General features: G+C 66.3%; 20 protein-coding genes. 8 read left to right on the forward strand and 12 right to left on the reverse strand.

The window, feature by feature from the left end; genetic code table 11:
* Positions 1–61: 61 nt before the first annotated feature.
* Both A1351_RS03400 and A1351_RS03405 read left to right on the forward strand, forming a co-directional pair.
* On the forward strand, positions 62–1192 hold the full coding sequence (locus A1351_RS03400; protein WP_024878020.1) for a cobalt-precorrin-5B (C(1))-methyltransferase: 1131 nt from the start codon (positions 62–64) through the stop codon (positions 1190–1192).
* Complete coding sequence (locus tag A1351_RS03405; protein ID WP_024878021.1) at positions 1189–2634, forward strand: MDR family MFS transporter; 1446 nt, start codon at positions 1189–1191, stop codon at positions 2632–2634. Before A1351_RS03400 ends, A1351_RS03405 begins: the two co-directional genes overlap by 4 nt.
* A gap of 74 nt (positions 2635–2708) precedes the next feature.
* On the opposite strand, the gene A1351_RS03410 is transcribed toward A1351_RS03405, so the two are convergent.
* Together A1351_RS03410 and A1351_RS03415 are read right to left on the reverse strand one after the other, a co-directional pair.
* Positions 2709–3542, reverse strand: a complete 834-nt coding sequence (locus A1351_RS03410) for a molybdenum storage protein subunit alpha (protein ID WP_024878022.1) — start codon at positions 3540–3542, stop codon at positions 2709–2711.
* A gap of 8 nt (positions 3543–3550) precedes the next feature.
* Positions 3551–4363, reverse strand: a complete 813-nt coding sequence (locus A1351_RS03415; RefSeq protein ID WP_024878023.1) for a uridine kinase — start codon at positions 4361–4363, stop codon at positions 3551–3553.
* A 389-nt stretch (positions 4364–4752) separates the two neighbouring features.
* On the opposite strand from A1351_RS03415, the gene A1351_RS03420 reads away from it, so the two are divergent.
* Positions 4753–6624 (forward strand): alkaline phosphatase family protein, encoded by a 1872-nt coding sequence (locus A1351_RS03420; protein ID WP_024878024.1) that lies wholly within the window; start codon positions 4753–4755, stop codon positions 6622–6624.
* Positions 6625–6724: 100 nt separating this feature from the next.
* Here the strand turns inward: A1351_RS03420 and A1351_RS03425 are convergent, their stop codons facing one another.
* From A1351_RS03425 to mgtE, 5 genes are all read right to left on the reverse strand, one after another.
* Entirely contained in the window at positions 6725–7123 is a 399-nt protein-coding gene (locus tag A1351_RS03425) for a hypothetical protein (RefSeq protein WP_064032190.1), read from the reverse strand.
* 306 nt (positions 7124–7429) lie between these two features.
* Positions 7430–7894, reverse strand: a complete 465-nt coding sequence (locus A1351_RS23625) for a cupin domain-containing protein (protein WP_083967066.1) — start codon at positions 7892–7894, stop codon at positions 7430–7432.
* A 316-nt stretch (positions 7895–8210) separates the two neighbouring features.
* On the reverse strand, positions 8211–8609 hold the full coding sequence (locus tag A1351_RS03435) for a hypothetical protein (RefSeq protein ID WP_024878027.1): 399 nt from the start codon (positions 8607–8609) through the stop codon (positions 8211–8213).
* The gene (locus A1351_RS03440) at positions 8606–9565 is read right to left on the reverse strand and encodes a GH25 family lysozyme (protein WP_024878028.1); all 960 of its coding nucleotides are present in this window, start codon (positions 9563–9565) and stop codon (positions 8606–8608) included. The genes A1351_RS03435 and A1351_RS03440 overlap by 4 nt, the downstream gene beginning before the upstream one ends.
* Positions 9566–9648: 83 nt before the next feature.
* Positions 9649–11061 (reverse strand): magnesium transporter, encoded by a 1413-nt coding sequence (gene mgtE / locus A1351_RS03445; RefSeq protein ID WP_024878029.1) that lies wholly within the window; start codon positions 11059–11061, stop codon positions 9649–9651.
* 94 nt (positions 11062–11155) lie between these two features.
* On the opposite strand from mgtE, the gene A1351_RS03450 reads away from it, so the two are divergent.
* Positions 11156–12055 (forward strand): polysaccharide deacetylase family protein, encoded by a 900-nt coding sequence (locus tag A1351_RS03450; RefSeq protein ID WP_024878030.1) that lies wholly within the window; start codon positions 11156–11158, stop codon positions 12053–12055.
* Positions 12056–12057: 2 nt separating this feature from the next.
* On the opposite strand, the gene A1351_RS03455 is transcribed toward A1351_RS03450, so the two are convergent.
* Complete coding sequence (locus tag A1351_RS03455; RefSeq protein ID WP_064032192.1) at positions 12058–12714, reverse strand: hypothetical protein; 657 nt, start codon at positions 12712–12714, stop codon at positions 12058–12060.
* Positions 12715–12977: 263 nt separating this feature from the next.
* On the opposite strand from A1351_RS03455, the gene tam reads away from it, so the two are divergent.
* Positions 12978–13751 (forward strand): trans-aconitate 2-methyltransferase, encoded by a 774-nt coding sequence (gene tam / locus A1351_RS03465; RefSeq protein WP_024878033.1) that lies wholly within the window; start codon positions 12978–12980, stop codon positions 13749–13751.
* 22 nt (positions 13752–13773) lie between these two features.
* On the opposite strand, the gene A1351_RS03470 is transcribed toward tam, so the two are convergent.
* Genes A1351_RS03470 through A1351_RS03480 form a run of 3 tightly spaced genes read right to left on the reverse strand, consistent with a single transcriptional unit; the run spans position 13774 to position 15910 of the window.
* Positions 13774–14250 carry a MaoC family dehydratase gene (locus tag A1351_RS03470; protein ID WP_024878034.1) on the reverse strand — a complete coding sequence of 159 codons (477 nt, stop codon included), beginning with the start codon at positions 14248–14250 and terminating at the stop codon, positions 13774–13776.
* A 59-nt stretch (positions 14251–14309) separates the two neighbouring features.
* A complete protein-coding gene (locus A1351_RS03475) occupies positions 14310–15188 on the reverse strand; it encodes a TIGR01459 family HAD-type hydrolase (RefSeq protein ID WP_064032194.1) in 879 nt (292 codons plus the stop codon).
* A 2-nt stretch (positions 15189–15190) separates the two neighbouring features.
* Entirely contained in the window at positions 15191–15910 is a 720-nt protein-coding gene (locus tag A1351_RS03480; RefSeq protein WP_026599717.1) for a carbonic anhydrase, read from the reverse strand.
* 305 nt (positions 15911–16215) lie between these two features.
* On the opposite strand from A1351_RS03480, the gene A1351_RS03485 reads away from it, so the two are divergent.
* On the forward strand, positions 16216–17076 hold the full coding sequence (locus A1351_RS03485) for a CoA ester lyase (RefSeq protein ID WP_024878037.1): 861 nt from the start codon (positions 16216–16218) through the stop codon (positions 17074–17076).
* Positions 17077–17086: 10 nt separating this feature from the next.
* On the opposite strand, the gene A1351_RS03490 is transcribed toward A1351_RS03485, so the two are convergent.
* The gene (locus A1351_RS03490) at positions 17087–18370 is read right to left on the reverse strand and encodes a dicarboxylate/amino acid:cation symporter (protein WP_064032237.1); all 1284 of its coding nucleotides are present in this window, start codon (positions 18368–18370) and stop codon (positions 17087–17089) included.
* An 84-nt stretch (positions 18371–18454) separates the two neighbouring features.
* Here A1351_RS03490 and A1351_RS03495 point away from each other — a divergent pair, with 84 nt between their 5' ends.
* Both A1351_RS03495 and A1351_RS03500 read left to right on the forward strand, forming a co-directional pair.
* A complete protein-coding gene (locus tag A1351_RS03495; RefSeq protein WP_064032195.1) occupies positions 18455–19624 on the forward strand; it encodes a diguanylate cyclase in 1170 nt (389 codons plus the stop codon).
* Positions 19625–19702: 78 nt separating this feature from the next.
* Positions 19703–20428, forward strand: coding sequence for a hypothetical protein (locus tag A1351_RS03500; RefSeq protein WP_064032197.1), 726 nt, complete (start codon positions 19703–19705; stop codon positions 20426–20428).
* The last annotated feature ends 30 nt before the right edge of the window (positions 20429–20458 follow it).

Here is a 20458-nt window from a genome sequence, read left to right on the forward strand (position 1 = left end):
ATTCTTCTAGTCCAACTCGCGCGCAGTGTCGCGCGGAGAGAATGCGGTTTATGTGTCGCCCATGACAGACGCGGACTCGACAAAGCCCCCGCTGCGCCGCGGCTGGACCACCGGCGCCTGCGCCACTGCGGCGGCGCGGGCGGCCTTCGTCGCGCTCGTCTCCGGGCGCGAGCCGCCCGATCCGGTGGAGATCGGCCTGCCGGGCGGAAGACGCGTCGCCTTCGCGCTCGCGCAATTCACCCGCGGCGGGGACTATGCCGAGGCCGGCGTGGTGAAGGATGCGGGCGACGATCCCGACGTCACCCATGGCGCGCTGATCCGCGCGAAGGTGCGGCGCGCGCCGGCCGGCGCGGGGGTGAGCTTTGCCGCCGGCCCCGGCGTCGGCGTGGTGACGCGCCCCGGCCTACCGCTGCCGCCGGGCGAGCCGGCCATAAACCCCGTTCCCCGCGCCATGATGCGGCAGGCGATAGCGGAAGCCGCCGCCGAGCTCGGCGCTGCGCCGGACGCGCAAATCGAGATTTCCGTCGAGAATGGCGAGGAGCTCGCCCGCTCGACCCTCAACGGACGGCTCGGCATTATCGGCGGGCTCTCCATTCTCGGCACGACGGGAATCGTCGTGCCCTATTCCTGCTCCGCCTGGATCGACAGCATCCACCGCGGCGTCGACGTCGCCCTCGCCTGCGGCCTCGACCATATCGCGGCGACCACCGGCTCCACTTCGGAAGACGCCGTGCGCAAGCTCTACGGCCTGCCGGAGGAGGCGCTGATCGAAATGGGCGACTTCGCCGGCGGCCTGCTGAAATATTTGCGCAGGCATACGGTTCCGCGCGTGACCCTCGCCGGCGGCTTCGCCAAGCTGACCAAGCTGGCGCAGGGCCGGCTCGACCTTCACTCCAGCCGCTCCTCGGTCGATCTACCCGATCTCGCGGCGACCGCCCGCGCGGCCGGCGCCGGCGAGGCGCTCTGCGCGGCGATCGAAAAAGCCAATAGCGCGCTGGAGGCGCAGGCGACCGCCCGTGGAGCCGGGCTGGACCTCGCCGCGCCGATCGCGCATCGCGCATGGGACACGGCCGCAGCGGCGCTCGCCAATCCGGCGACCGCGCTCGAGATCATCGTCGTCGGCCGCGACGGCGCCATACTCGCACGCTCAGGCTTTCGCCCAGCGATTCGCGGAGAGGACCCCCAAAAGTGAACAAGCCCGCCGCCGGCTTCTCGCACGCCGATCTGAGTAGAGGCGAGATGCTGCAGATCATGATCGGGCTCGGCCTCGCCATGCTGCTCTCGGCGCTGGACCAGACCATTGTCGCCACCGCTCTGCCGACGATCGGCCAGGACCTCGGCGATTTCGCGCATCTGCCCTGGATCGTCACCGCCTATCTCGTGGCTGCGACCGCGCTGACGCCGCTCTATGGCAAGCTCGCCGATATTCATGGCGTGCGCGTGATGCTGCTGATCGGCATCAGCACCTTCGTGCTCGGCTCGGTCGCCTGCGCCGTGTCGCCGAACCTCACTTGGCTCGCCATCGCGCGCGCGGTGCAGGGCGCGGGCGGCGGCGCGCTCATCGCGCTGGCGCAGACAATCATCGCCGATCTCGTCAGCGTGCGCGAGCGCGGCCGCGCGCTCACCTATTTCTCGGTCGTCTTCGCCGGCGCCAGCGTCGGCGGGCCGATCCTCGGCGGCGTCTTCGCCGAATATCTGCATTGGTCTCTGATCTTCTGGATCAATCTGCCGCTCGGCCTCGCGGCTTTTTTCATGACCTATTTCAAGCTGGCGCGGCTGCCGCTGCGTCGCCATCCGCATCGCGTCGATGTCGGCGGCGCCGCGCTGCTCGTCATCGCGTCGGTCGCCTCGCTGCTCGCGCTCTCCTGGGGCGGCGTGCGCTATCCCTGGGGCTCGGCGCCCATTCTCGCCATGCTGGCCACGGCGCTCGCCGGCTGGGCGATCTTCGCCTGGCGCACCAAGACGGCGGAGGAGCCTCTGATCCCGCTCGCCGTGCTGGCCGACGACGTTATTCGCAACGCCATTCTCGCGGGCGGCTTCGGGCTCGGAACCTTCGTCGCGCTGACCATGTATATGCCGATTTATTTCGAGGGCGCGCTGCGCCTCTCAGCCGACCAATCCGGCCTCGCGCTGATCCCGCTGACCGTGGCGACAGTCACCGGCGCCACCATCTCTGGACGGCTGCTCGGCCGTGTGCGCCATTACAAGGCGGCGCCGCTGACGGCGCTCGTTCTCGCTTTCGTCGCTCTGCTCGCCGCGCGGCAATTTCTCGCCGATCTGCCGCTCGCCGCGCTGGATGCGCTGCTGGCGATCGTCGGCCTCGGCGTCGGAGCCATGCTGCCGGTGACGACGGTCTGCGTGCAGAGCGCGGCGCCGGGGCATAATCTCGGCACGGCGACAGCGGTGATGCAATTCTCGCGGCAGCTGGGCGCGGCGCTGATCGTGGCGATCATGGGCGCGATCGTCATCGGCGCCGGCCATGGCGCTCTCGTGGCCGAAGCCGCCACCCGCGCCGATGTGGAAGCGCTGCGCGAGACCTTCCGCACGGCTTTTCTGGTGGGGGCGATGTTCATCGCTCTGTGCTTCTTCTTCCTCGCGCGCATGGAGGAGAGGAATTTGCACGGGGAGGGGTGAGGGCTGCCTCACCCATCTTGCATATATCTCGCGCCATCGAAAATCGACGGCGCGAGATGTCGGTGTTGCTTTCGTCAGCTGTTCCGGCGCGCGGCCGTGTGGATGATCGTGCCGACATGCTCGCCGCGCAGAGCGGCGGTGAGCCGGCCGGGGACGAGGCCGTTCACGATCTGCACATGATCGATATGGCGCGCGGTCGCCATCACCTCGAGCAAGGCGCGGTCGAAGGGCAGCGTGCCCTTGTGATCGGCGAGCTCGGAGAAGCTCGTCTCGCGGATGAGCTGCGCCTTCTCGCCGTCCGGACCGTTGGGATCGCTCGTGTAGAGACCGTCCACATCCTCCACTATCGTGAGGCCGGCGGCGCCATAGGCGTCGGCGAGCAGGAAGGCGCCCGTATCGGCCCGATGCGGCGGGATGCGCGAGCCCGGGAACTCATGATGGTGATAGGGCGGGAAGCCACTGCCCACCACGGCGCGGGTCGCGCTCAGATGAATCGCCAGCTGATTGGCGATGGTCGGATGCTCGATATAGGAGACGCCTTCCGGCGCGAGCAGCGACGCGAGTATGTGGCCGTTCTGGCCGGCCTCGCTCGCGGCGAGCGGGGCCAGCGAGCCGACCGGCAGGCCGAGATCGAGCCCGACGCCATAGAGGTGACGCGCGCGCACGCCGGCGCCGGTGAGGAAGAGCAGCCGATGCTCGGGCATGAGCTTTCGGATCTCCTCCACCAGCGGCAAGATCGCCTCGGCGCCGCGATCCATGATGGCGCGGCCGCCGATCTTCACCACCTGCAGCCAGGGCAGCACGCGGATCGGCCGCTTGCCGGCGACGGGGCGCGTCAGCTCGGAGTCGAGAAGGGTCTGCCGCGCGAGCGGAGAGGCGACATGCTTGATGTTGTAAGTGTGGGTCATGGTCTGTCTCAGCTCGCGGTGATGATGGTGCCGACATGCTCGCCGGAAAGAGCGCGGGTCATATTGCCGGGCACGAGGCCGTTGACGATCTGCACCTCGCGGATGTGACGCGCGGACTTCAGCAGATCGAGCAGCGGAAATTCGAGGATCGAATCCTGCAGGCCCTGCTCCTTCATCTCGTCGACCGTGATCTTGGGGATGAATTTCGCATTCTTGTCGGTCTTGGGATTGGCGGTGAACAGGCCCTGCTCGTCCTTGACGAAGATCATGGCCTTGCAGCCGAATTGCTCCGCGATGAGGAAGCAGCCCGCGTCGGTGCGATAGGGCGGAATGACGCCCTCGGCCGCCGGACGCATCCAAAGATTATAAGGCGGCATGCCGCTGAACACGACGGCGTTGACCTCCTGCAGATAGAGCGGCACAGCCGAGAGGCCGGCGCCTTCCACCGCGGAAATGCCGTGCTTGGCGAGCAGCTGTCCGAGCATCGCGGCGTTCTGATCGGCGACCGAGGCGCCGAGCTGCGAGAGCACGCCCGCCGGCAGGCCGACGCCCGCCGCTATGGAATAGAGATGACGCGCGCGCGTGCCGGCGCCCGTGCCGATCAGCATCTGATGCGTCTTGCGCGCGGTGACGATCTCATCGACGAGCGGATAGACCGCCGAGCGGCCGCGATCGATGATGCTCTGCCCCCCGATCTTGATCACCGACGCGTCCGGCAGGATGCGAAAATCCTCGGCCTTGTCCGCCGCCGCGAGAAGTTCCACGTCGGTGAGCGAGCGCTGCATGAGGATCGCCTCGAGCTCCGCTGTCGTATGTGCCATCAGTGACGCCTTTCGTCATTGTTGCTGCTGTCGTCGACTACATGCGTGTAGGTAGAACGCGTTGAAGAGTCTCGCAATATGCGAAAACGATGCGCGATTGGCGGGAAAGCCGCAAATTTCCGGCTTCTTCTACTTTGTCGGAAAAAACAACGAAAAACGCGCATTTCTAGACAGTCAGCTAGTTGCGGAGCGGGGCGCGTCAAGCATGCGGCAAAGTCGCACGTCGCCTCGGCGCTCGCGCCCGATAGCGCCACCGCAGTCACGAGAGCTTCATTGCGCAGCCATCGCGCTGAGATCGGGCGTCGCTAGCTTGGCCTGCCGCGACGCTCACGGCGAGCGCCGGCCTCGAGATTGGAAAAGTGCTTTTCCTCTGAAAATGCGAGGGCCACATGAACATACGTCTGCTTTTGAAGAGCGCCTGTCTCGCGACGACGGCGCTCACCGCGACGTCGATCACGATCTCCGCCAAGGCCGATCCGTCCACACGGACGCCGATCAAGCATGTCATCATCGTCGTCGGCGAGAATCGCACATTCGACAATCTCTTCGGCGGCTATCGTCCCGCCGCCGGTCAGAGCGTCGACAATCTGCTGAGCAAGGGCATCATCAAGGCCGATGGAACGCCCGGCCCGCATTTCTCCGAGGCGGCGCAGAACATCGGCTCCGATCTCCATCATTATGAGGTGGTGACGCCTTCGACCGGCGCCTACGCCACGCTGCCGCAGCCCTACACCACTTATGCGGCCGGCGTTCCCCAGGGCGTGCCGGATACGCGCTTCCCGACCGATCTGCCCAACGGGCCTTATCAGATCAGCAAATATGTCTCCTACGCCGCTTACACCGGCGACCCCGTGCATCGCTTCTTCCAGATGTGGCAGCAGTGGGACGGCGGCAAGCTCGACAAATTCGTCTGGGTGGAGAAGACGATCGGCACCGGCTCCAACGGCAAGCCCCCCGCCGGCTTCGATCCCAAGGAGGGCGCGATCTCCATGGGCTTCTTCAACATGAACGCCTATACGGACGCGCATGGCGTCGCGCAGACCGGCGACGCGCCCTATTTCAAATCGCTCGCCGATTCTTATGCGATCAGCGACAATTTTCATCAGGCGGTGATGGGCGGCACGGGCGCCAATTTCCAGGCGATCGTCACCGGCCATGCGGCCTTCTATACCGATCCCGCGCGTCTCGACGGCTCGCCCGCGACGCCGCCCGTCAATCAGATCGAGAATCCCGATCCGGTCAGCGGCACGAATAATTACTACACGCAGGACGGCTATAGCGGCGGCTCCTATGTGAACTGCCATGATCTCTCGCAGCCGGGCGTCGCCGCTGTCGATCAGCAGTTGCGCAGAAACGGGACCTATGAGCGCAAATGCGCGCCGGGGCATTACTACCTCGTCAACAATTACAACATGTATTGGAACGAGAAGCCCTCGGTGACGCGCGCGCTCGGCGCGACGAACTTCACCCTGCCGCCGCAGAAGGCCTCGACCATCGTCGATGTGCTGACCGCGCATGGCGTGTCGTGGAAATATTACAGCGCCGATCGCGGCGACGATCCCACCGTCTTCGCCAATTCCGTCGATGGCGTGAATTTCCCCGTGGCGGGCGGGGCGCCCTTCCACGCCTATTGCGGCATTTGCGATCCGCTCACCGGCTATCTGCAGGTGATGACGACGAGCGAATACGCCAAGCTGCAGAACTATGGCGCTTTCCTGACCGATCTGACCGATGGCGCGCTGCCGGCCGTCTCCTTCGTGCGTCCCTTCGAGGCCTTCGCCGCGCATCCTGCCGATTCGACCAGCCATCTCTATGAGCAATTCCTGAAGACGCTGATCGCGCGCGTGCAGGGCTCCTCCGCCTGGGACTCCACGGCGATCTTCATCACCACGGACGAAGGCGGCGGCTATTACGACTCGGGCTATATTCAGCCGGTGGACTTCTTCGGCGACGGCACGCGCATTCCGCTCATCGTGGTCTCGCCCTACGCCAAGAAGGGCTATGTCGACCATACTTATTACGACCATATCTCGCTGCTGAAATTCATCGAGCGGAACTGGAAGCTGCCGACAGTCTCGCATCTCAGCCGCGACAATCTGCCGAACCCGATTCCCTCGCGCGAGAATCCCTATATTCCCGCCAATCGGCCGGCCATCGGCGATCTCGTCGATCTCTTCGTCTTCGCCGATCGAGATCACGATCACGACGACGATCATGATCACGACCATCACGGCCATCACGATCACCGCCGTGACCGCTGAAGCATGAGTGGAGGCCGCGTCCGCAGCGACGCGGCCTCATGAAACGAAAAAGGCCGCGCCTCTTCGGCGCGGCCGCGTCATTTCGTGAGATCGGTTCTCTTCAGAAGCCGACGCCGACGAGCACGAAGCGAGGGCAAGCGATGGTGTCGCAACGCCGCGGGGCGGGGCGCAGCGCCTCCGCTACAGGCGTCGGAAGGAGGGGCGCGTGCGCCTCTATCCGGCGGCGCGGCGGCGCCGAATGATGCGCGAGCGCGCCGGGCCGCCGGGCGATGCGCCTGACCTTGCGATGCGTGGCGGCGGACGCCGGCCGCGCGACGACCGAGCGCTCGATCACGGGCGGGAGAGGCGCGACATCGACGACCGGAGCGGTCTCGGGGACGCGGACGTCGAGCTGGGCGACGGCGGCGGGCGCCTTATCCGCCGGGGATGCGGCGGGCAATTCGAGCGCCAGCGCGGAAAAAGATACGCAAGTGGCGAAGATCGCCGCAGCAAGCCGCATGGCCTCATCCTTTCGTCTATGAAGGCGTCGCCTCGGACGTTCCCCGTCCGGGCCTTTGGAAAATTCGTTAAACGGCGCACACGCTCGAAACTGCGTCGATATTACGACGCCGAGAATCCTTCAAAAGCGTTGATGCTCTCGAATGTTCCGGCACACTAGACGATTTCGCCCGCCTTGGCCAGCGATTGGGCAAGGGGGCGGCAGAGTGGCGGTGGGCATGCCGAATTTCGCCGAGGCGCCAAACGCATCGCTTCGAATATCGAGAATGAATCGGCACGCCGTTCAACGATACAGAAGCGCTAGATCTCAAGCATATGGGTTAGTTGCCGGCGTCCCTGCGCCGTCGGTCCAGATGTCGTCGGGAAGGGAGCGATCTCGATGGCAGACCCGATCATGATCCGGATATGTGATTTTATCGATAGGCGCACGCGCGCCCATAACCAGGCAGCGAGTTGGTTGTTCGCTGCGGTTGTGCAGATGGTGGCCAATCGCGACGCCAGCTTTGAAAGTGGCTGCATCGCCAGCGCGGAGAATCGTTTCGGTAGCGCCCTCGATCAGCGTTACTTCGCCTTCCAGGACATAGAGCAACTCGTCCTCAGCGCTGTGCCAATGCTCGAGGGAGGACAGTGACCCGGGCTCGAGGATCTCGATGAGGGCGCCGAACTGCGTCAGCGCCGCCGCTTCACTGATCCAGAGCGTACTCGCTGGTCCGCAGACATCGCCGGGCTTTCGATCCTCGGTCACGAATTGCGTTGGTCTGACAGCGGGCATTGCACACGCTCTTTTTTGCTTCCCATGGGGAAGCGCCCGACCTTGGAGGACCGACGCCAACCTACGCCAATATCCTGTTGGAAGCAGCATAATCCCAAAAGTCTGAAGAGCGAAGGGAGGTATGCGAATTAGACCGCCTCGACACCGCAACGCGCCCAAATCGGAAAGCCGTGACGCGGCCACTGTTTGACCTCGACCACGTTCTGATCCTCGAGGAGCCTGCACGAAATTCTTGTCGATATCGAATGACCGCTCAGGGTCAAAATGCGAATTTCAAAACGGCCCCGATTTCGCCAGAGCGCAGCTCCGGGCGCGCTCAGCGGCCGCCGCGCGGCCGCGAATAGACGCCTGTTCGGCCGCCCTCGAACCGCCGCGACAGGCCGCCCCGCGGCGTGACGGTCAGAGCGAGCCGATCGAATTTCATCGGATCGTCCATGCTCGCCTGAAATTTCGAGACGGCGAGCGTCACCACATCGCCCTGGCGCGACCAGCAGCCGGAGGCGATCTCGTCCAGCGCGCCATAGGCGAGCATATAGTCGAAGCGCCCGTCCGGCCGCAGCAGCAGCTCGGAGCCGGTCTCCATCACGCCGCTGAGATAATAATGGCCGACGAGCGAAGGATCGCCGGCGCCGCAGCCGGCCGCTTCGGCCGCGGGCAGCGTCGTCGCGAGGGCGAGCCAAAAGGCTCGCGCGCGCGCCGCCCGGCGGGGGATCACTGCGCGTTCTTCATCGCGGAGGGCAGCATCGCCGGATCCTCCTCGATCAGCTTTTCTATGCTGCGATCGTCGATCGGCTTGGCGGCCGCCGTGGCGACCGGCTGCGCCTTCAGCCCGGTCTGATCGGCCAGCCATTCCCGCCATTGCGCATGGCTGCCGTTGAATGTGTTCTGATCCACGGCGACGGAGATTCCGGGCACATGCCCGTCGGAGCGATATTGCCAGAAGGTCCATTTGCGGTCGCCATAGCGCACCGCCGGATGATATTTCGTCGAGCGCACCCAGATCGGATATTCCGCCAGCGCGCCGGAATGCAGGATCGCCTGATAGAAATCCACCGAGCTGTAGATGATCGGCTTCTTGCCGTAATGGCGCTCCATATCCTGGAGCATGACGCGCATGTCGCGCAGCACTTCCTCGCGATAGAGCGTGCGCTTGCAGCTGCGGGAGGTGGGCGTCGCCTCCACGTCCAGCACTGGCGGCAGCGCGTCCGGCTCCACCGGCACGACGGATTTGAAGAAGCCGGTCTCCTCATGCGGGGGCCGGCACCAATAGACGAAATGATAAGCGCCGCGCGGCACGCCGGCCGCCTTGGCCGCCGCCCAATTGCGCTGGAACTTGGAGTCGAGCGCGTCGCCGCCCTCGGTCGCCTTGATGAAGGCGAAGCCGACGCCGGACTCCTTCACCGCCTGCCAGTCGATATCGCCCTGATATTTGGAGACATCGACGCCATGCACGGAGAATTCGGCGCTGCGCGTCGCCGGATAGGCGTGCAGCTGCGACTCCGGCACCGCATAGGCGAGATAGGTCGGGTCCTTGCGCGTGTTGACCAGCGGCGCGCTGGTCGCAAAGCGCGGGCGCGCGCTATAGGACGGATCCACGGCGCTGCCGCAGCCGGAGAGGGCCGTGGAAAGGAGGACGGCGGCCGCAGCCGCGAAAATCTCGTTCGATCGCATTGCGCGAAAATATCCCGCAAGCCGGTAACGAAGCGTTAATTCCCCAAAGCCGGCGCGATTCGCCACAGTCTCGGCCGCGCGACTCAACCCAGGCGGAACCATAACGTGGCTATGCCCAGAAAGGAACCATAGCCGACGACATCGGTGACAGTGGTGACAAAGGCGCTGGAGGCGACGGCCGGATCGACCTTCCAGCGCTCGAGCAGCATGGGCACCAGAATGCCGCCCAGCGCGCCGGCGGCGAGATTGGTGAACATGGCCATGGCCATCACCGGGCCGAGGCCGATCGTCTGGAACCAATTGGCCGCGACGAGCCCCGTGATCACGCCGAAAGCCGCGCCATTGAAGGCCCCCGTCGCCAGCTCGCGCATTATGATGCGAAGCGCGTTGGAGCGCGAGAGCTCGCGCGTCGCCAGCGCCCGCACCGTCACCGTCATCGTCTGCGTCGCCGAATTGCCGCCCTGGCTGGCGACGATGGGCGCGAGCACGGCCAGCGCCACCATTTGCTGCAGCTGCGATTCGAAGGTCTTCAGCACGCTCGCCGAGATGAAGGCGGTGCCGAGATTGATGAGGAGCCAGAGAAAGCGGCTCTTGACGATCCACCAGAAGCTGTCGGTCAGCTCCTCGTCCGGGCTGACGCCGCCGAGCGCCTTGATCTCCTCGGAGGCCGCCTCCTGAATGACGTCCACGACGTCGTCGATGGTGATGACGCCGACGAGCCGCTCCGCCTCGTCCACCACGGGAACGGACACAAGATTATAGCGCTCGAAGAGGCGCGCCACTTCCTCGGTGTCCTCGTCGAATTGCACGCGGCGGCGGTCCGCCTGCATGATCTCCTCGACGCGCGTCTTGGGATGGGCGCGCACCAGCGCGTCGAGAAAAACCGTGCCGAGCAGCCGATAGGCCGGATCGACGACGAAGACCTCGAAGAAATTGTCCGGCAGCTCGTCCGGCTCGGTGGCGCGGAAGAAATCCAGCACCTCGCCCGCCGACCAGAAGGGCGGCACGGCGATCAGCGTGGTCTGCATCAGGCGCCCGGCCGTGCCCTCGGCGGCCTCCAGCGAGCGGCGCAGAATGATGCGCTCCTGCGCCGGCAGCGCCTCGAGGACCTCGGCCTGCTCCTTGGGCTCCAGGGTCTCCAGAATGGCGACGGCGTCGTCGCTCTCGAGCTCGCGCATCGCCTCGGCGAGCGTCGCGACCGGCAGCTCCTCGAGGATGTCTTCTCTCGTCGACTCCCCGATCTCGGTCAGAGCGGCGAAATCGAACTCGTCGCCCATCAGCTCGACGAGGCGCGGGCGTTCCTCGTGATCGAGCAATTCGATCAGCGCGCCGACATCCGCCTCGTGGAGCGGGGAGACCAGCTCCTTCACATGGCCGGAATCGCCTTCGGCGATGGCCTCTTCCACCGCGGCGACGAAATCGGCGCGCGGCTCGCCGGTTTCCTCGTCACGAAAATTTCCTTCCGCAGGCGCCGATTTTTCATGGTCTTGCGACATATGGGGGCCTGATCGATGCGCGAGGGGAGCCAACCGGCCGGCGAGACCGGGACAGGGCTCCCATAACGCGCCGCGCCGGGAAAGCAAACCGCCTATGCATGTTCTTTCGACTCTCTTTCGTCTTACTGCGGCTCTGCTCGCCCTCATGCCCGCCGCCGCCGGCGCGGCCGAATGCGGCGCGCAGGCGCTGGGCGTCTCGCGGACGATCGCGATCGACGGAAGCGAGGGATTGGCGCTCGGCCTGCAGACCTATCCGCGCACGCTGGCGCTCGCCGATCACGAGGTCGTCCTCACCTTCGACGACGGCCCGGCCCATGGCGCGACCGAGCGCGTGCTGGATGCGCTGAAGGCGGAATGCGCGCGGGCGACCTTCTTTCTCGTCGGCTCCCATGCGGCGGAATCGCCGGCGCTGGTCCGTCGCATCGTCGCCGAAGGGCATAACGCCGGACATCATTCCTATAGCCACCCCGCCCGCACGCTGCGGCTGATGAGCGAGGATACGGCGCAGGCCGACATAGAAAAAGGCTTCCGCGCCGTCGACGCCGCCGCTGGCTTTCCCACCGGCGAGCCCTCGCCGCATTTCCCCTTCTTCCGCTTTCCCGGCTTCGCCGACACGCCGCAGCTGGTGCGCTGGCTGGAAGACCGCGACGTCTCGGTCTTCGGCGCCGATCTGTGGGCCTCGGACTGGCAGGAAATGTCGCCGCGCGCCGAGCTGGAGCTGGTGATGTCGCGGCTGCAGGCGGCCGGCAAGGGCATCGTGCTGTTCCACGATCCGCGGCCCTCGACGGCGGCGATGATGCCGGATTTTCTACGCGAGCTGAAAGCGCGCGGCTTCCGCCTCGTTCACATCGTCCCCGGCGAAGGGCCGACGCCCATCGCCCATGCGAAGCCCGGCTGGACGTCGGCGACCGAGGCGATCATCGCCAAGACGCTCGGCCCCAAGGGCCTGCGCAGCGAGCCGCAGGAAGAAGGCCGGGGCGTTAAATCGCAGTAAAATCAGAGCTTCCCGCGGTCGCAGGCGTAGAAACCCTTTGCGCCCCAGCAGGGGCCGGTCTGGTAGACATTGCCGAGATCGTGATCCTTGAGCCGCGCGGTCCAGACGCGGCCCTGCCGCAGCTTGATCGTCAGCGGGCCTTCGTCGATCTCGAAGATGATTTCCTTCGGCTCGCGCAGGATGCGGCACGGCTTGGCGGTCACGACGCGGCCCTGGAGCTTCACGAAGCAGCGCGCCTCATATTCGTCGAGCGCGCCTGCAGGAGCGGGAGCCGTATCGGAGGGCGGCGGCGCCGGCTCCTCGGCCTCGGCGACCGGCGCCGGCGCGGCGGCGGCCGGAGGCGGCGCGTGAGCTCGGACCGGGGCTCGGGCGGGAGCTTGGGCTGGAACTTGGACGGGAGCTTGGACGGGAGCTTGGGCAGGAGGTTGGACGGGAGGTTGGGCGGGAGCCGTGGTCGCCGTCTGCTCCGGGTCCGCCGGCAGGACGAAAGGCGCGGCGAGCGGCGGCGCACTGTCGAAGGCGCTGCGCGGCTTGCTCGAAAATTCGCCGAGCGCCGAGGCCGGATAGCCGAGATCGCCCGCCATGGCCGTGGTGGCGGCGAGGCCGGCGGCCAATAGGGCGCCGGACAGCGTAGGTCTGACGCTCATGCCCGCGCTCATGCCCTTGTCTCCTCGCCTCATGTCCCACATTGCCGCGTCTCATCTTCTATCATGCTGGCGCCGAAGACGTTTTCTACGTGAGCGTGGCGGCGAAAAAGGGCGCGAGTTCGGCGCTGGAAGGGCCGCCCCGTGTCTGCGACGCGCAAGTCCGTGAGCGCAGGAGCCGAAGGACGAATCCTCGCCGCATTGGCGAGGGATGATGCGGCCGAGCGGCGCCGCTCGAGCGGGCTCGCAGAGGCCGCGACAGATGAATTGGCTCGATCATGGCCGACTGGAATGCGCTTCTCTATTCGACTTTCGAGACAGAACGCACGCGGCCCGCGCGCGAGCTGCTGGCTCGCATTCCGCTCGAGGCGCCCAGCTTCATCATCGATCTCGGCTGCGGGCCGGGCAATAGCGCAGAATTGCTGGCCGGGCGTTTTCCCACAGCCCGTCTGCTCGGCGTCGATTCCTCGCCCGCCATGATCGCCGCCGCCCGCGCCCGCCTCCCCGCCGCCGACTTCACCTTAGCGGATATCGCCGATTTTCGTCCCGATGCGGCGCCCGATCTCCTCTTCGCCAACGCCTCGCTGCAATGGCTCCCCGATCATCGCGCGCTGCTCCCCCGCCTCGTCGCCGAGCTCGCGCCGGGCGGCGTCCTCGCCGTGCAAATGCCCGATAATCAGGACGAGCCGAGCCATCGGCTGATGCGGGAGACCGCCGTCGCCGGACCCTGGGCGCAGAAAATCGGCGACGCCTCGGCGATCCGCTCGAAAATCCTCGACGCCGAGGCCTATTACGATCTGCTGCACGAAGCGGGCTGCGAGACGGATGTTTGGCGCACGACCTACGCCCATCCGCTGGCGGGGGCGGATGCGATCGTCGAATGGGTGAGAGCGACAGGGCTGCGCCCGTTTCTCGCGCCGCTGACGGAGGGGGAGGCGCGAGACTTCGTCGCCGCCTATCGAGCGTCGCTCGCCAAAGCCTATCCGCGCCGGACGGACGGAAAGATTCTGCTGCTCTTTCCGCGGCTGTTCATCGTGGCGCGCCGCAAATGAGCCGCAGCGAAGACGCCGCGGCTCAGGCGGAGGCGGCGGGCTTGGCCAATTGCGCGGCGCGGGTCGCCTGCTCGCGGCTCGGCACCATGACCCAGGCCTCGCCGTCCAGCACCACCTTGCCGTCCACCAGACATTCGCAATGCAGGCGGGCGCGGCGGCCCTTCTCGATCAGCTCGACGATCTCGACGACGACGTGAATCACGTCGCCGATCTTCACCGGGGCGCGGAAATTCAGCGTCTGCGACAGATAGACCGCGCCCGGCCCCGGCAGATACATGCCGATGACGGTCGAGATCAGCGAGGCCGTGTAGAGCCCGTGCACGATGCGCTCGCCGAAGCGCGTCTTGCTGGCGAAATGGTCCGACAGATGGATCGGATTGCGGTCGCCGGAGAGATCGGCGAAGGCGATCACGTCGTCGTCCATGACGGCCTTCATCAAGGTCTCGCGCATTCCAATGGCGAGGTCTTCGAAATAATAGGTCTTGAAGGGCGTCGACATGGATGCGGTCACCGGCCTTTGTCGCCCAGGCGGAAGAGGCCGCTGGGCCGTTTCTCCATCTACCACACCAGAAACGGCGCAAATGCAACCGGTTTGACTCCGGCCCCGGCCAGAAGCGCCCCCATTGCGGCGGCGTCCAGCCGGCGGTCCGGCGGCGGGTAGAGCTCGTCGCGATGCACCCCCTCGGTCAAGAACAGCGAGTCGAGGCCAGCGCGGGAAGCTCCCAGCAAATCCGTCGCCACTCCGTCGCCGATCGCCAGAACGCGGGCGGGGGCCTCGCCGGCGAGAGCGGCGATGCGGCCGAGAGCGGCGGCGTAGATCGGAAGATAGGGCTTGCCGGCCATCACCACCTCGCCGCCCAGCGCGGCGTAACGCTCGGCCAGAGCGCCGGCGCAATAGACCAGCTCCCCGGCGATGCCGACCACAATGTCCGGATTGGCGCAGAGCATGGGCAGGCCGCGCTCGCGCATGCGCTCCAGCGTTCTCGCATAATCGTCCGGCGTCTCGCGGCGCTCGTCGATGAGCCCGGTGCAGACGACATAATCGGCGTCCTCGAGCGGGACGCGGCGGAATTTTCCGCTGAGAAGCCGATCGGCGGCCTCGAAAAGCCCATTGTCGCGCGGCGGGCCGAGGTGATGGCACGCCTCGCCGTCGCGCGCGACCATCTGCTCCAGCGTCAATTGCCCGGCGCTGACGAGATCGTCATAGGCGGCGCGCGGCAGGCCGAGCCCGTCGAGCTGCCGGCGGACCTCCTCGCTCGGCCGCGAGGCGTTGGTGACGAGCGCCACCTTGCCCCCGCGGGCGCGGAATTTCTCCAACGCCTCGGCGGCGACCGGAAAATGCGAGCGTCCGTCGATGAGCACGCCCCAGACGTCGCAGAGGATCGCGTCATAGCGATCGGCGAGCTGCGACAGGCCGTCGATCTGCGGGATCGCCATATTCAGAACCGCGGCTGGGCGAAGGCGGCGGCATGGGCCTGCGGCGCGACCTGCGAGAATTGGCCCGTGGCCTCATCCAGCGCCAGCAGCCTGCCGTCCATCACGCCGAAATAGGCGCCGTGCAGCGAGAGATAATGGCGCTGCTCCAATGTCGCGATCCAGGGGAAGCTGCGCAGATTGGCGACGCCCTGCTTGATCGATTCGAAGGCGAGCCGCTCGACATAATCGGGCGTGAGAGGGTCTGGAATGGCGCCGGCGCGCTCGGCGGCCGGGGCCAGCAGCTTGATCCAGCTGCCGATGAAATCGCCGGCCGAGAGCGGCCGCGTGTAGGGATCGGCCTGGCTCTCCGCATAGGCGCGCACGCCGCCGCATTGGGCGTGGCCGAGAATGACGAGGTGATTCACCTTCAGCGCCATCACCGCATATTCCAGCGCCGCCGAGGTGCCGTGATATTGATTGTCCGGCGCATAGGGCGGCACGAGATTGCCGACATTGCGAATGACGAACAGCTCGCCCGGCCCGGCGTCGAAGATCGCCTCCGGCGCGACGCGCGAATCGCAGCAGCCGATCACCATCGTCCGCGGCTTCTGGCCTTCCGCCGCCAGCTCGTGGAATCTCTGCTGCTCGCTGCGAAACCGCCCGGCGAGAAAGGTCTCGTAACCTTTCTCGAGATGGGCGGGGAGAATGTCGCCGGGCTGCTCTGTCGGGCCGGCTTCGGTCATATTCGCTCCTCGTGACGCGCAAACGATCATCATAATCATCGGCCGATGAGGCGTTTCCACCTCCCCCTCGAGGGGGGAGGTCGAGCGCCGAAGGCGCTCGGGAGGGGGTGACGCCCCGACTCTTCGGGCTCACCCCACCCCGGACGGCTTCGCCGTCCGACCCTCCCCCTGAAGGGGAGGGTGGCGCGCTCCATTTCCGCTTCCGCACGTGATCGTCAGATCGTGACAGCCGGGCGATGGCGCGCCGGCGGCGGCTCCTTTATTGTGGAGCGCGACCGACGAGGCAAGGGGAGAAAAAGAGAGCCATGATTTCGCGACCGCGACGCAGCGTGCTGGCCATGCCGGGTTCCAACGCCAGAGCGCTGGAGAAGGGCAAGACGCTCGCAGCCGATGTGCTGATGTTCGAGCTCGAGGACGGCGTCGCCGAGGCCGCCAAGGAGGCGGCGCGCGAGCAGGTCGTCGCCGCGGTGAAGGGCGGCGGCTATGGCTCCCGCGAGATCATCGTGCGCGTCAATGTCTTCGAATCGCCCTGGTATGCCGCCGATATCGCCGCCGTCGCCGCGGCGGGGCCGGACGCCATCGTCGTCCCCAAGGCCAATAGCCGGGACGATATTCTGCGCGCCGCGCGCGATATGAAGGCCGCCGGCGCGCCCGCCCACACCACGCTCTGGGCGATGATCGAGACGCCGCGCGCGCTTTTCGACATTGAAAAGATCGCCAGCGCCGCGCAGGAGGCGCCGCTCTCGGCCATGATGCTGGGGCCGAACGACATCGCCAAATCGACGCGCGCAAGGCTGACGCCGGGCCGGCCGGCGCTCGTCGCCTGGCTCTCCGCCTCGGTGCTGGCGGCGCGTCTGCACAATGTCGATATCATCGACGGCATCTACAATGATTTCAACGATCTCGAAGGGCTGCGCCGCGAGGCGGAGCAGGGCCGAGATCTCGGCATGGACGGCAAGATGCTGATCCATCCAGGCCAGATCGCCACGGTCAACGAGGTCTTCGCGCCCTCGCCGGCCGAGATCGAATTCGCGCGCAAGATCGTCGAGCTGTTCGACGCGCCGGAGAATGCGGCGATCGGCGTCGCGCAGATCGACGGCCGCATGGTGGAGCGCCTGCATCTCGACGGCGCGCGGCGCACGCTGGCGCTCTACGGCGCGGCCTGAGCGGCGGGCATCAAAGAGGCGGGGGCGACGCGCCCTCGCCTTCCCCTGTTTCGCTTGCCCGCGTTTCGATTGCCCGCGTTTTGCCGTCCAGCAGGCAGCTCACCGTCACATCGCCCATCACATTGATCGCCGTGCGGCAGCGATCCAGCAGCCAGTCGATCGTCAGCAGCAGCGCGATATAATCCGTCGGCAGCGCGACGGCGCGGAACACCATGGTCATGGTCACGAGGCCGGCCTCTGGAATGCCGGCCGCTCCCACAGAGGCGACGACGGAGGTCAGCGCCACCAGAAATTGCTGCCCCAACGTCAAATGCAGCCCCAGCAATTGCGCGACGAAGAGCGCCGCCATCGCCTCATAGAGCGCCGTGCCGTCATTGTTGAAATTGGAGCCGACCAGCGCCCCCATGCTCGCCGATTGCTCGCGCAGCCCCACCTTTTCGCGCAGAAGCTGATAGGTCAAAGGCATGGTCGCCGTGGAGCTGCCGGTCGAAAAAGCCATCAGCAGCGCATCGCGCACGCCGGCGACCACATGCAGCGGGCTCGCCCATGAGCCGAGCCTGATGCGCAGCGCGTAATAGAGGAATTGCAGCGCCAGCGCCGTCAGCACAGCGATGAAGAATCCGCCGAGCGCGAGAAAATCGCGAAAGCCGCTGACGCCGACGATGCTGGCGATGAGGCCGAAGACGGCGAGCGGCACCACATCGATGATCCAATGCAGAATGGTGATGAGGCTCGTCAGCGCCACATGCACGAGATCCTCCACCGTGCGCACCTCATGCGTGCGCAGCCCGCGCAGCGCGATTCCGAAAGCGACGGCGATGAAGATGACGCCCATCACCGCGCCATTGTCGCCGAAAGGCCCCAGAATGCTCTTCGGCACGCTGTCGAGAAATTGCATCAGCGGATCGGCCGCGCCGCCCGCAGATTTCGCCGGGGCGCCGGGGGCTGCCGTCGTCCAGGCGCCCGGCTGCAGCACATTGGCCACCGCGAGTCCGATGAAGATCGCCACCAGAGTATTGGTGAGGAGCAGAGCGACGAGGCGCAGCGCCTGCCCGCCAGCGAGATGCGCGCGCATGAGCGCCTGCACGATGGCGAGCAGGATCAGCGGCGGCGCCAGCGCGCCCAGCAGGCGCAGGACGAGCTTGGCTGGCGTCCCGAGGATATGCGCCGAATCGCCGAGCGCGAGGCCGGCGACGACGCCGAGCGCCACGGCGACGATGATGCGCGCATAGAGCGGAATGGCGCGCCAATGCGCGATGAGGCCGGTCGTCGTCTCTGTCTCGTTCGGTCGCAATCTTTCGTCCTCCAATGATCGCCGACATGAAAATGACGCGAATTGTCAACCTTATAGGTCTATTCCCGGCATCTCGGGAGTCCCATGCTCGGCGCGTCCTACGCTCTCATCGTCAATGTCATGATCGCGGCGCTGTTCGCTGCGAGCTTCGCCTTCGTCGCTCTGGCCAATCCGGCCGACCGCCGGGCGTTGTGGTTCGCTGCGAGCTACATGCTCGGAATGTCGGCTCCGCTGTGCCTTTTCGTCGTTCACTTGGGAGTCTGGCCCGATATCTTCGGCGCGCTGAACTATGTGGGCTTTTGCGCGGGCCTGTTTCTGATGTCGGCCTCTCTCGCCCGCTTCTATGGTCGCGGCCCGCGCTGGAGCGCCGTCGCGGGGCTCTATGGCGCGGCGCTGCTCAGCGGCGCGGCGATCGGCGAATGGCCGCAAGACAGTCTCGCCTTCAACCTCGTCTATCAGACGCCCTATGCTCTGGCGACAGCCTGCTGCGGCTGGATCATCCTGCTCGCGGGCCGACGCGCGGCGCTCGAAATAGCGCTCGCCGGCCTCTATGGGCTGATCGCCGCGCATTTCCTCGCGAAGCCCTTTTTCGCGACCGCCTTCGGCGTCGGCCGCACGCCGAGCGAATATGTCGCCAGCTCTTATGCGATCGCCTCGCAATCGGCGACGGGCGTTCTGCTGATCGCAGCGGGGCTGCTCACCTTGCTCATCGTCGCGCAGGAGGCGATCCGCGAGGCGCGCCGCGCGGCGGAGATCGATCAATTGACCGGGCTCTTGAACCGGCGCGGCTTCGACCTCGCTTGCGCGCCTCGGCTCGCGAGCGCGCAGGCCGAGCGCGATCCGACGACGGTCGTTCTCCTCGATCTCGATCACTTCAAACGGGTCAATGATCGATTCGGCCATGCGGTCGGCGACGAGGTTCTGCAATATTTCGCCGCGCTGCTGCGGCTGACGACCCCCGAAGGCGCGCTCGCCGGCCGCCTGGGCGGAGAGGAGTTCGTCATTTTCCTGGCAGGCGCGCCGCTCGCTCGAGGACGGCGCGTCGCCGAGATGATCCGGCAGGCGGCGGCGCTGCATGTCACGCCGCGCCTGCCCCCGATCACCGTCAGCATAGGCGTCGCCGAAATCGCCGCGGACGAGAGCTTCTCCCACGCCATGCGCCGCGCGGACGAAGCGCTCTACCGCGCCAAGACGCTGGGCCGCGATCGCGTCTGCGTCGCCCGCGGGGCGAGACTGAAGGAGATCCAGGGCTGAGCAGCGCCGATCATCGCTTCGCCCTTCGTCGGTCGCTATATAGTCGCCGCCCCCGTCGCATCGAAAGGCCGAGCCGGCATGATCCGCGGAATAGCCCTTTCTCTTCTCGCCTTCACCTCCCACGCTTTCACCTGCCACGCCTGCGCCGCTCCCGCCGCGGAGCCGAAATCGCAATATAGCTCTCTCCAGAACTGCCCCGCGACGGATCGCCTGAAGCTCGCGAACCGCACGCTGGAGAGGAGCGGCAGGACCGCGATTTTCCACTGCGCCGGCGTCGGCGGCTTTTCCGTCTATGTCGTGGACGATGATCCGCGCAGCTTCCTCGTGCTGGAGCGCGGCAAAACGCTCTATTCACTGGAATGGCCCATGGCCTCGGCCTTCTCGCTCGGCAATTTTCCCAATGTCACGGGCGCGAAACTGGCCGAATGGCGGCTCGATCCCGCCGGCGCGCCGGCCGGGCTGATCGTGCGCGTCGCCTATCAGCGCGCCGACGGCGCCGCGGCCTCAACGCTCATGGTCTTCGATCTGCGCGGCGAGCCCATGATCATCGGCGCGGCGAAGACGAATGAGGAGGCGCGCGACCTGATCGACGGCCTGCTCATCGCCAGAACGCTGGAGGAAAAACTCTCGCGCGAATGCAATGCGATCTATGTCTCGCTCTGCAAGGGATTTCCGCCCGGCCCGGAAATGCTCGGCGGCTGCTTCGACGCGCGGCCCGAGATCGCCGACGAGGTTCCGCAAGAATGCGTCGCCGATTTCCAGACCAATGTGGAGAATTATCACGAGGCCAAGGGCGGCCACTGACCGAGGCCGTCGGGCTCGTCGCGCATGAGC

This window comes from Methylosinus sp. R-45379 (assembly GCF_001644125.1).
Lineage (GTDB): Bacteria > Pseudomonadota > Alphaproteobacteria > Rhizobiales > Beijerinckiaceae > Methylosinus.

Coding starts and splice junctions, on each gene's coding strand:
- A1351_RS03425 (WP_064032190.1), bottom strand. CDS start 7,123: ATGCGGCTTGCTGCGGCGATCTTCGCCACTTGCGTATCTTTTTCCGCG.
- A1351_RS03440 (WP_024878028.1), bottom strand. CDS start 9,565: ATGCGATCGAACGAGATTTTCGCGGCTGCGGCCGCCGTCCTCCTTTCC.
- A1351_RS03410 (WP_024878022.1), bottom strand. CDS start 3,542: ATGACCCACACTTACAACATCAAGCATGTCGCCTCTCCGCTCGCGCGG.
- A1351_RS03470 (WP_024878034.1), bottom strand. CDS start 14,250: ATGTCGACGCCCTTCAAGACCTATTATTTCGAAGACCTCGCCATTGGA.
- A1351_RS23625 (WP_083967066.1), bottom strand. CDS start 7,894: ATGCCCGCTGTCAGACCAACGCAATTCGTGACCGAGGATCGAAAGCCC.
- A1351_RS03455 (WP_064032192.1), bottom strand. CDS start 12,714: ATGAGCGCGGGCATGAGCGTCAGACCTACGCTGTCCGGCGCCCTATTG.
- tam (WP_024878033.1), top strand. CDS start 12,978: ATGGCCGACTGGAATGCGCTTCTCTATTCGACTTTCGAGACAGAACGC.
- A1351_RS03480 (WP_026599717.1), bottom strand. CDS start 15,910: ATGACCGAAGCCGGCCCGACAGAGCAGCCCGGCGACATTCTCCCCGCC.
- A1351_RS03415 (WP_024878023.1), bottom strand. CDS start 4,363: ATGGCACATACGACAGCGGAGCTCGAGGCGATCCTCATGCAGCGCTCG.
- A1351_RS03420 (WP_024878024.1), top strand. CDS start 4,753: ATGAACATACGTCTGCTTTTGAAGAGCGCCTGTCTCGCGACGACGGCG.
- A1351_RS03485 (WP_024878037.1), top strand. CDS start 16,216: ATGATTTCGCGACCGCGACGCAGCGTGCTGGCCATGCCGGGTTCCAAC.
- A1351_RS03495 (WP_064032195.1), top strand. CDS start 18,455: ATGCTCGGCGCGTCCTACGCTCTCATCGTCAATGTCATGATCGCGGCG.
- A1351_RS03450 (WP_024878030.1), top strand. CDS start 11,156: ATGCATGTTCTTTCGACTCTCTTTCGTCTTACTGCGGCTCTGCTCGCC.
- A1351_RS03500 (WP_064032197.1), top strand. CDS start 19,703: ATGATCCGCGGAATAGCCCTTTCTCTTCTCGCCTTCACCTCCCACGCT.
- A1351_RS03400 (WP_024878020.1), top strand. CDS start 62: ATGACAGACGCGGACTCGACAAAGCCCCCGCTGCGCCGCGGCTGGACC.
- A1351_RS03475 (WP_064032194.1), bottom strand. CDS start 15,188: ATGGCGATCCCGCAGATCGACGGCCTGTCGCAGCTCGCCGATCGCTAT.
- mgtE (WP_024878029.1), bottom strand. CDS start 11,061: ATGTCGCAAGACCATGAAAAATCGGCGCCTGCGGAAGGAAATTTTCGT.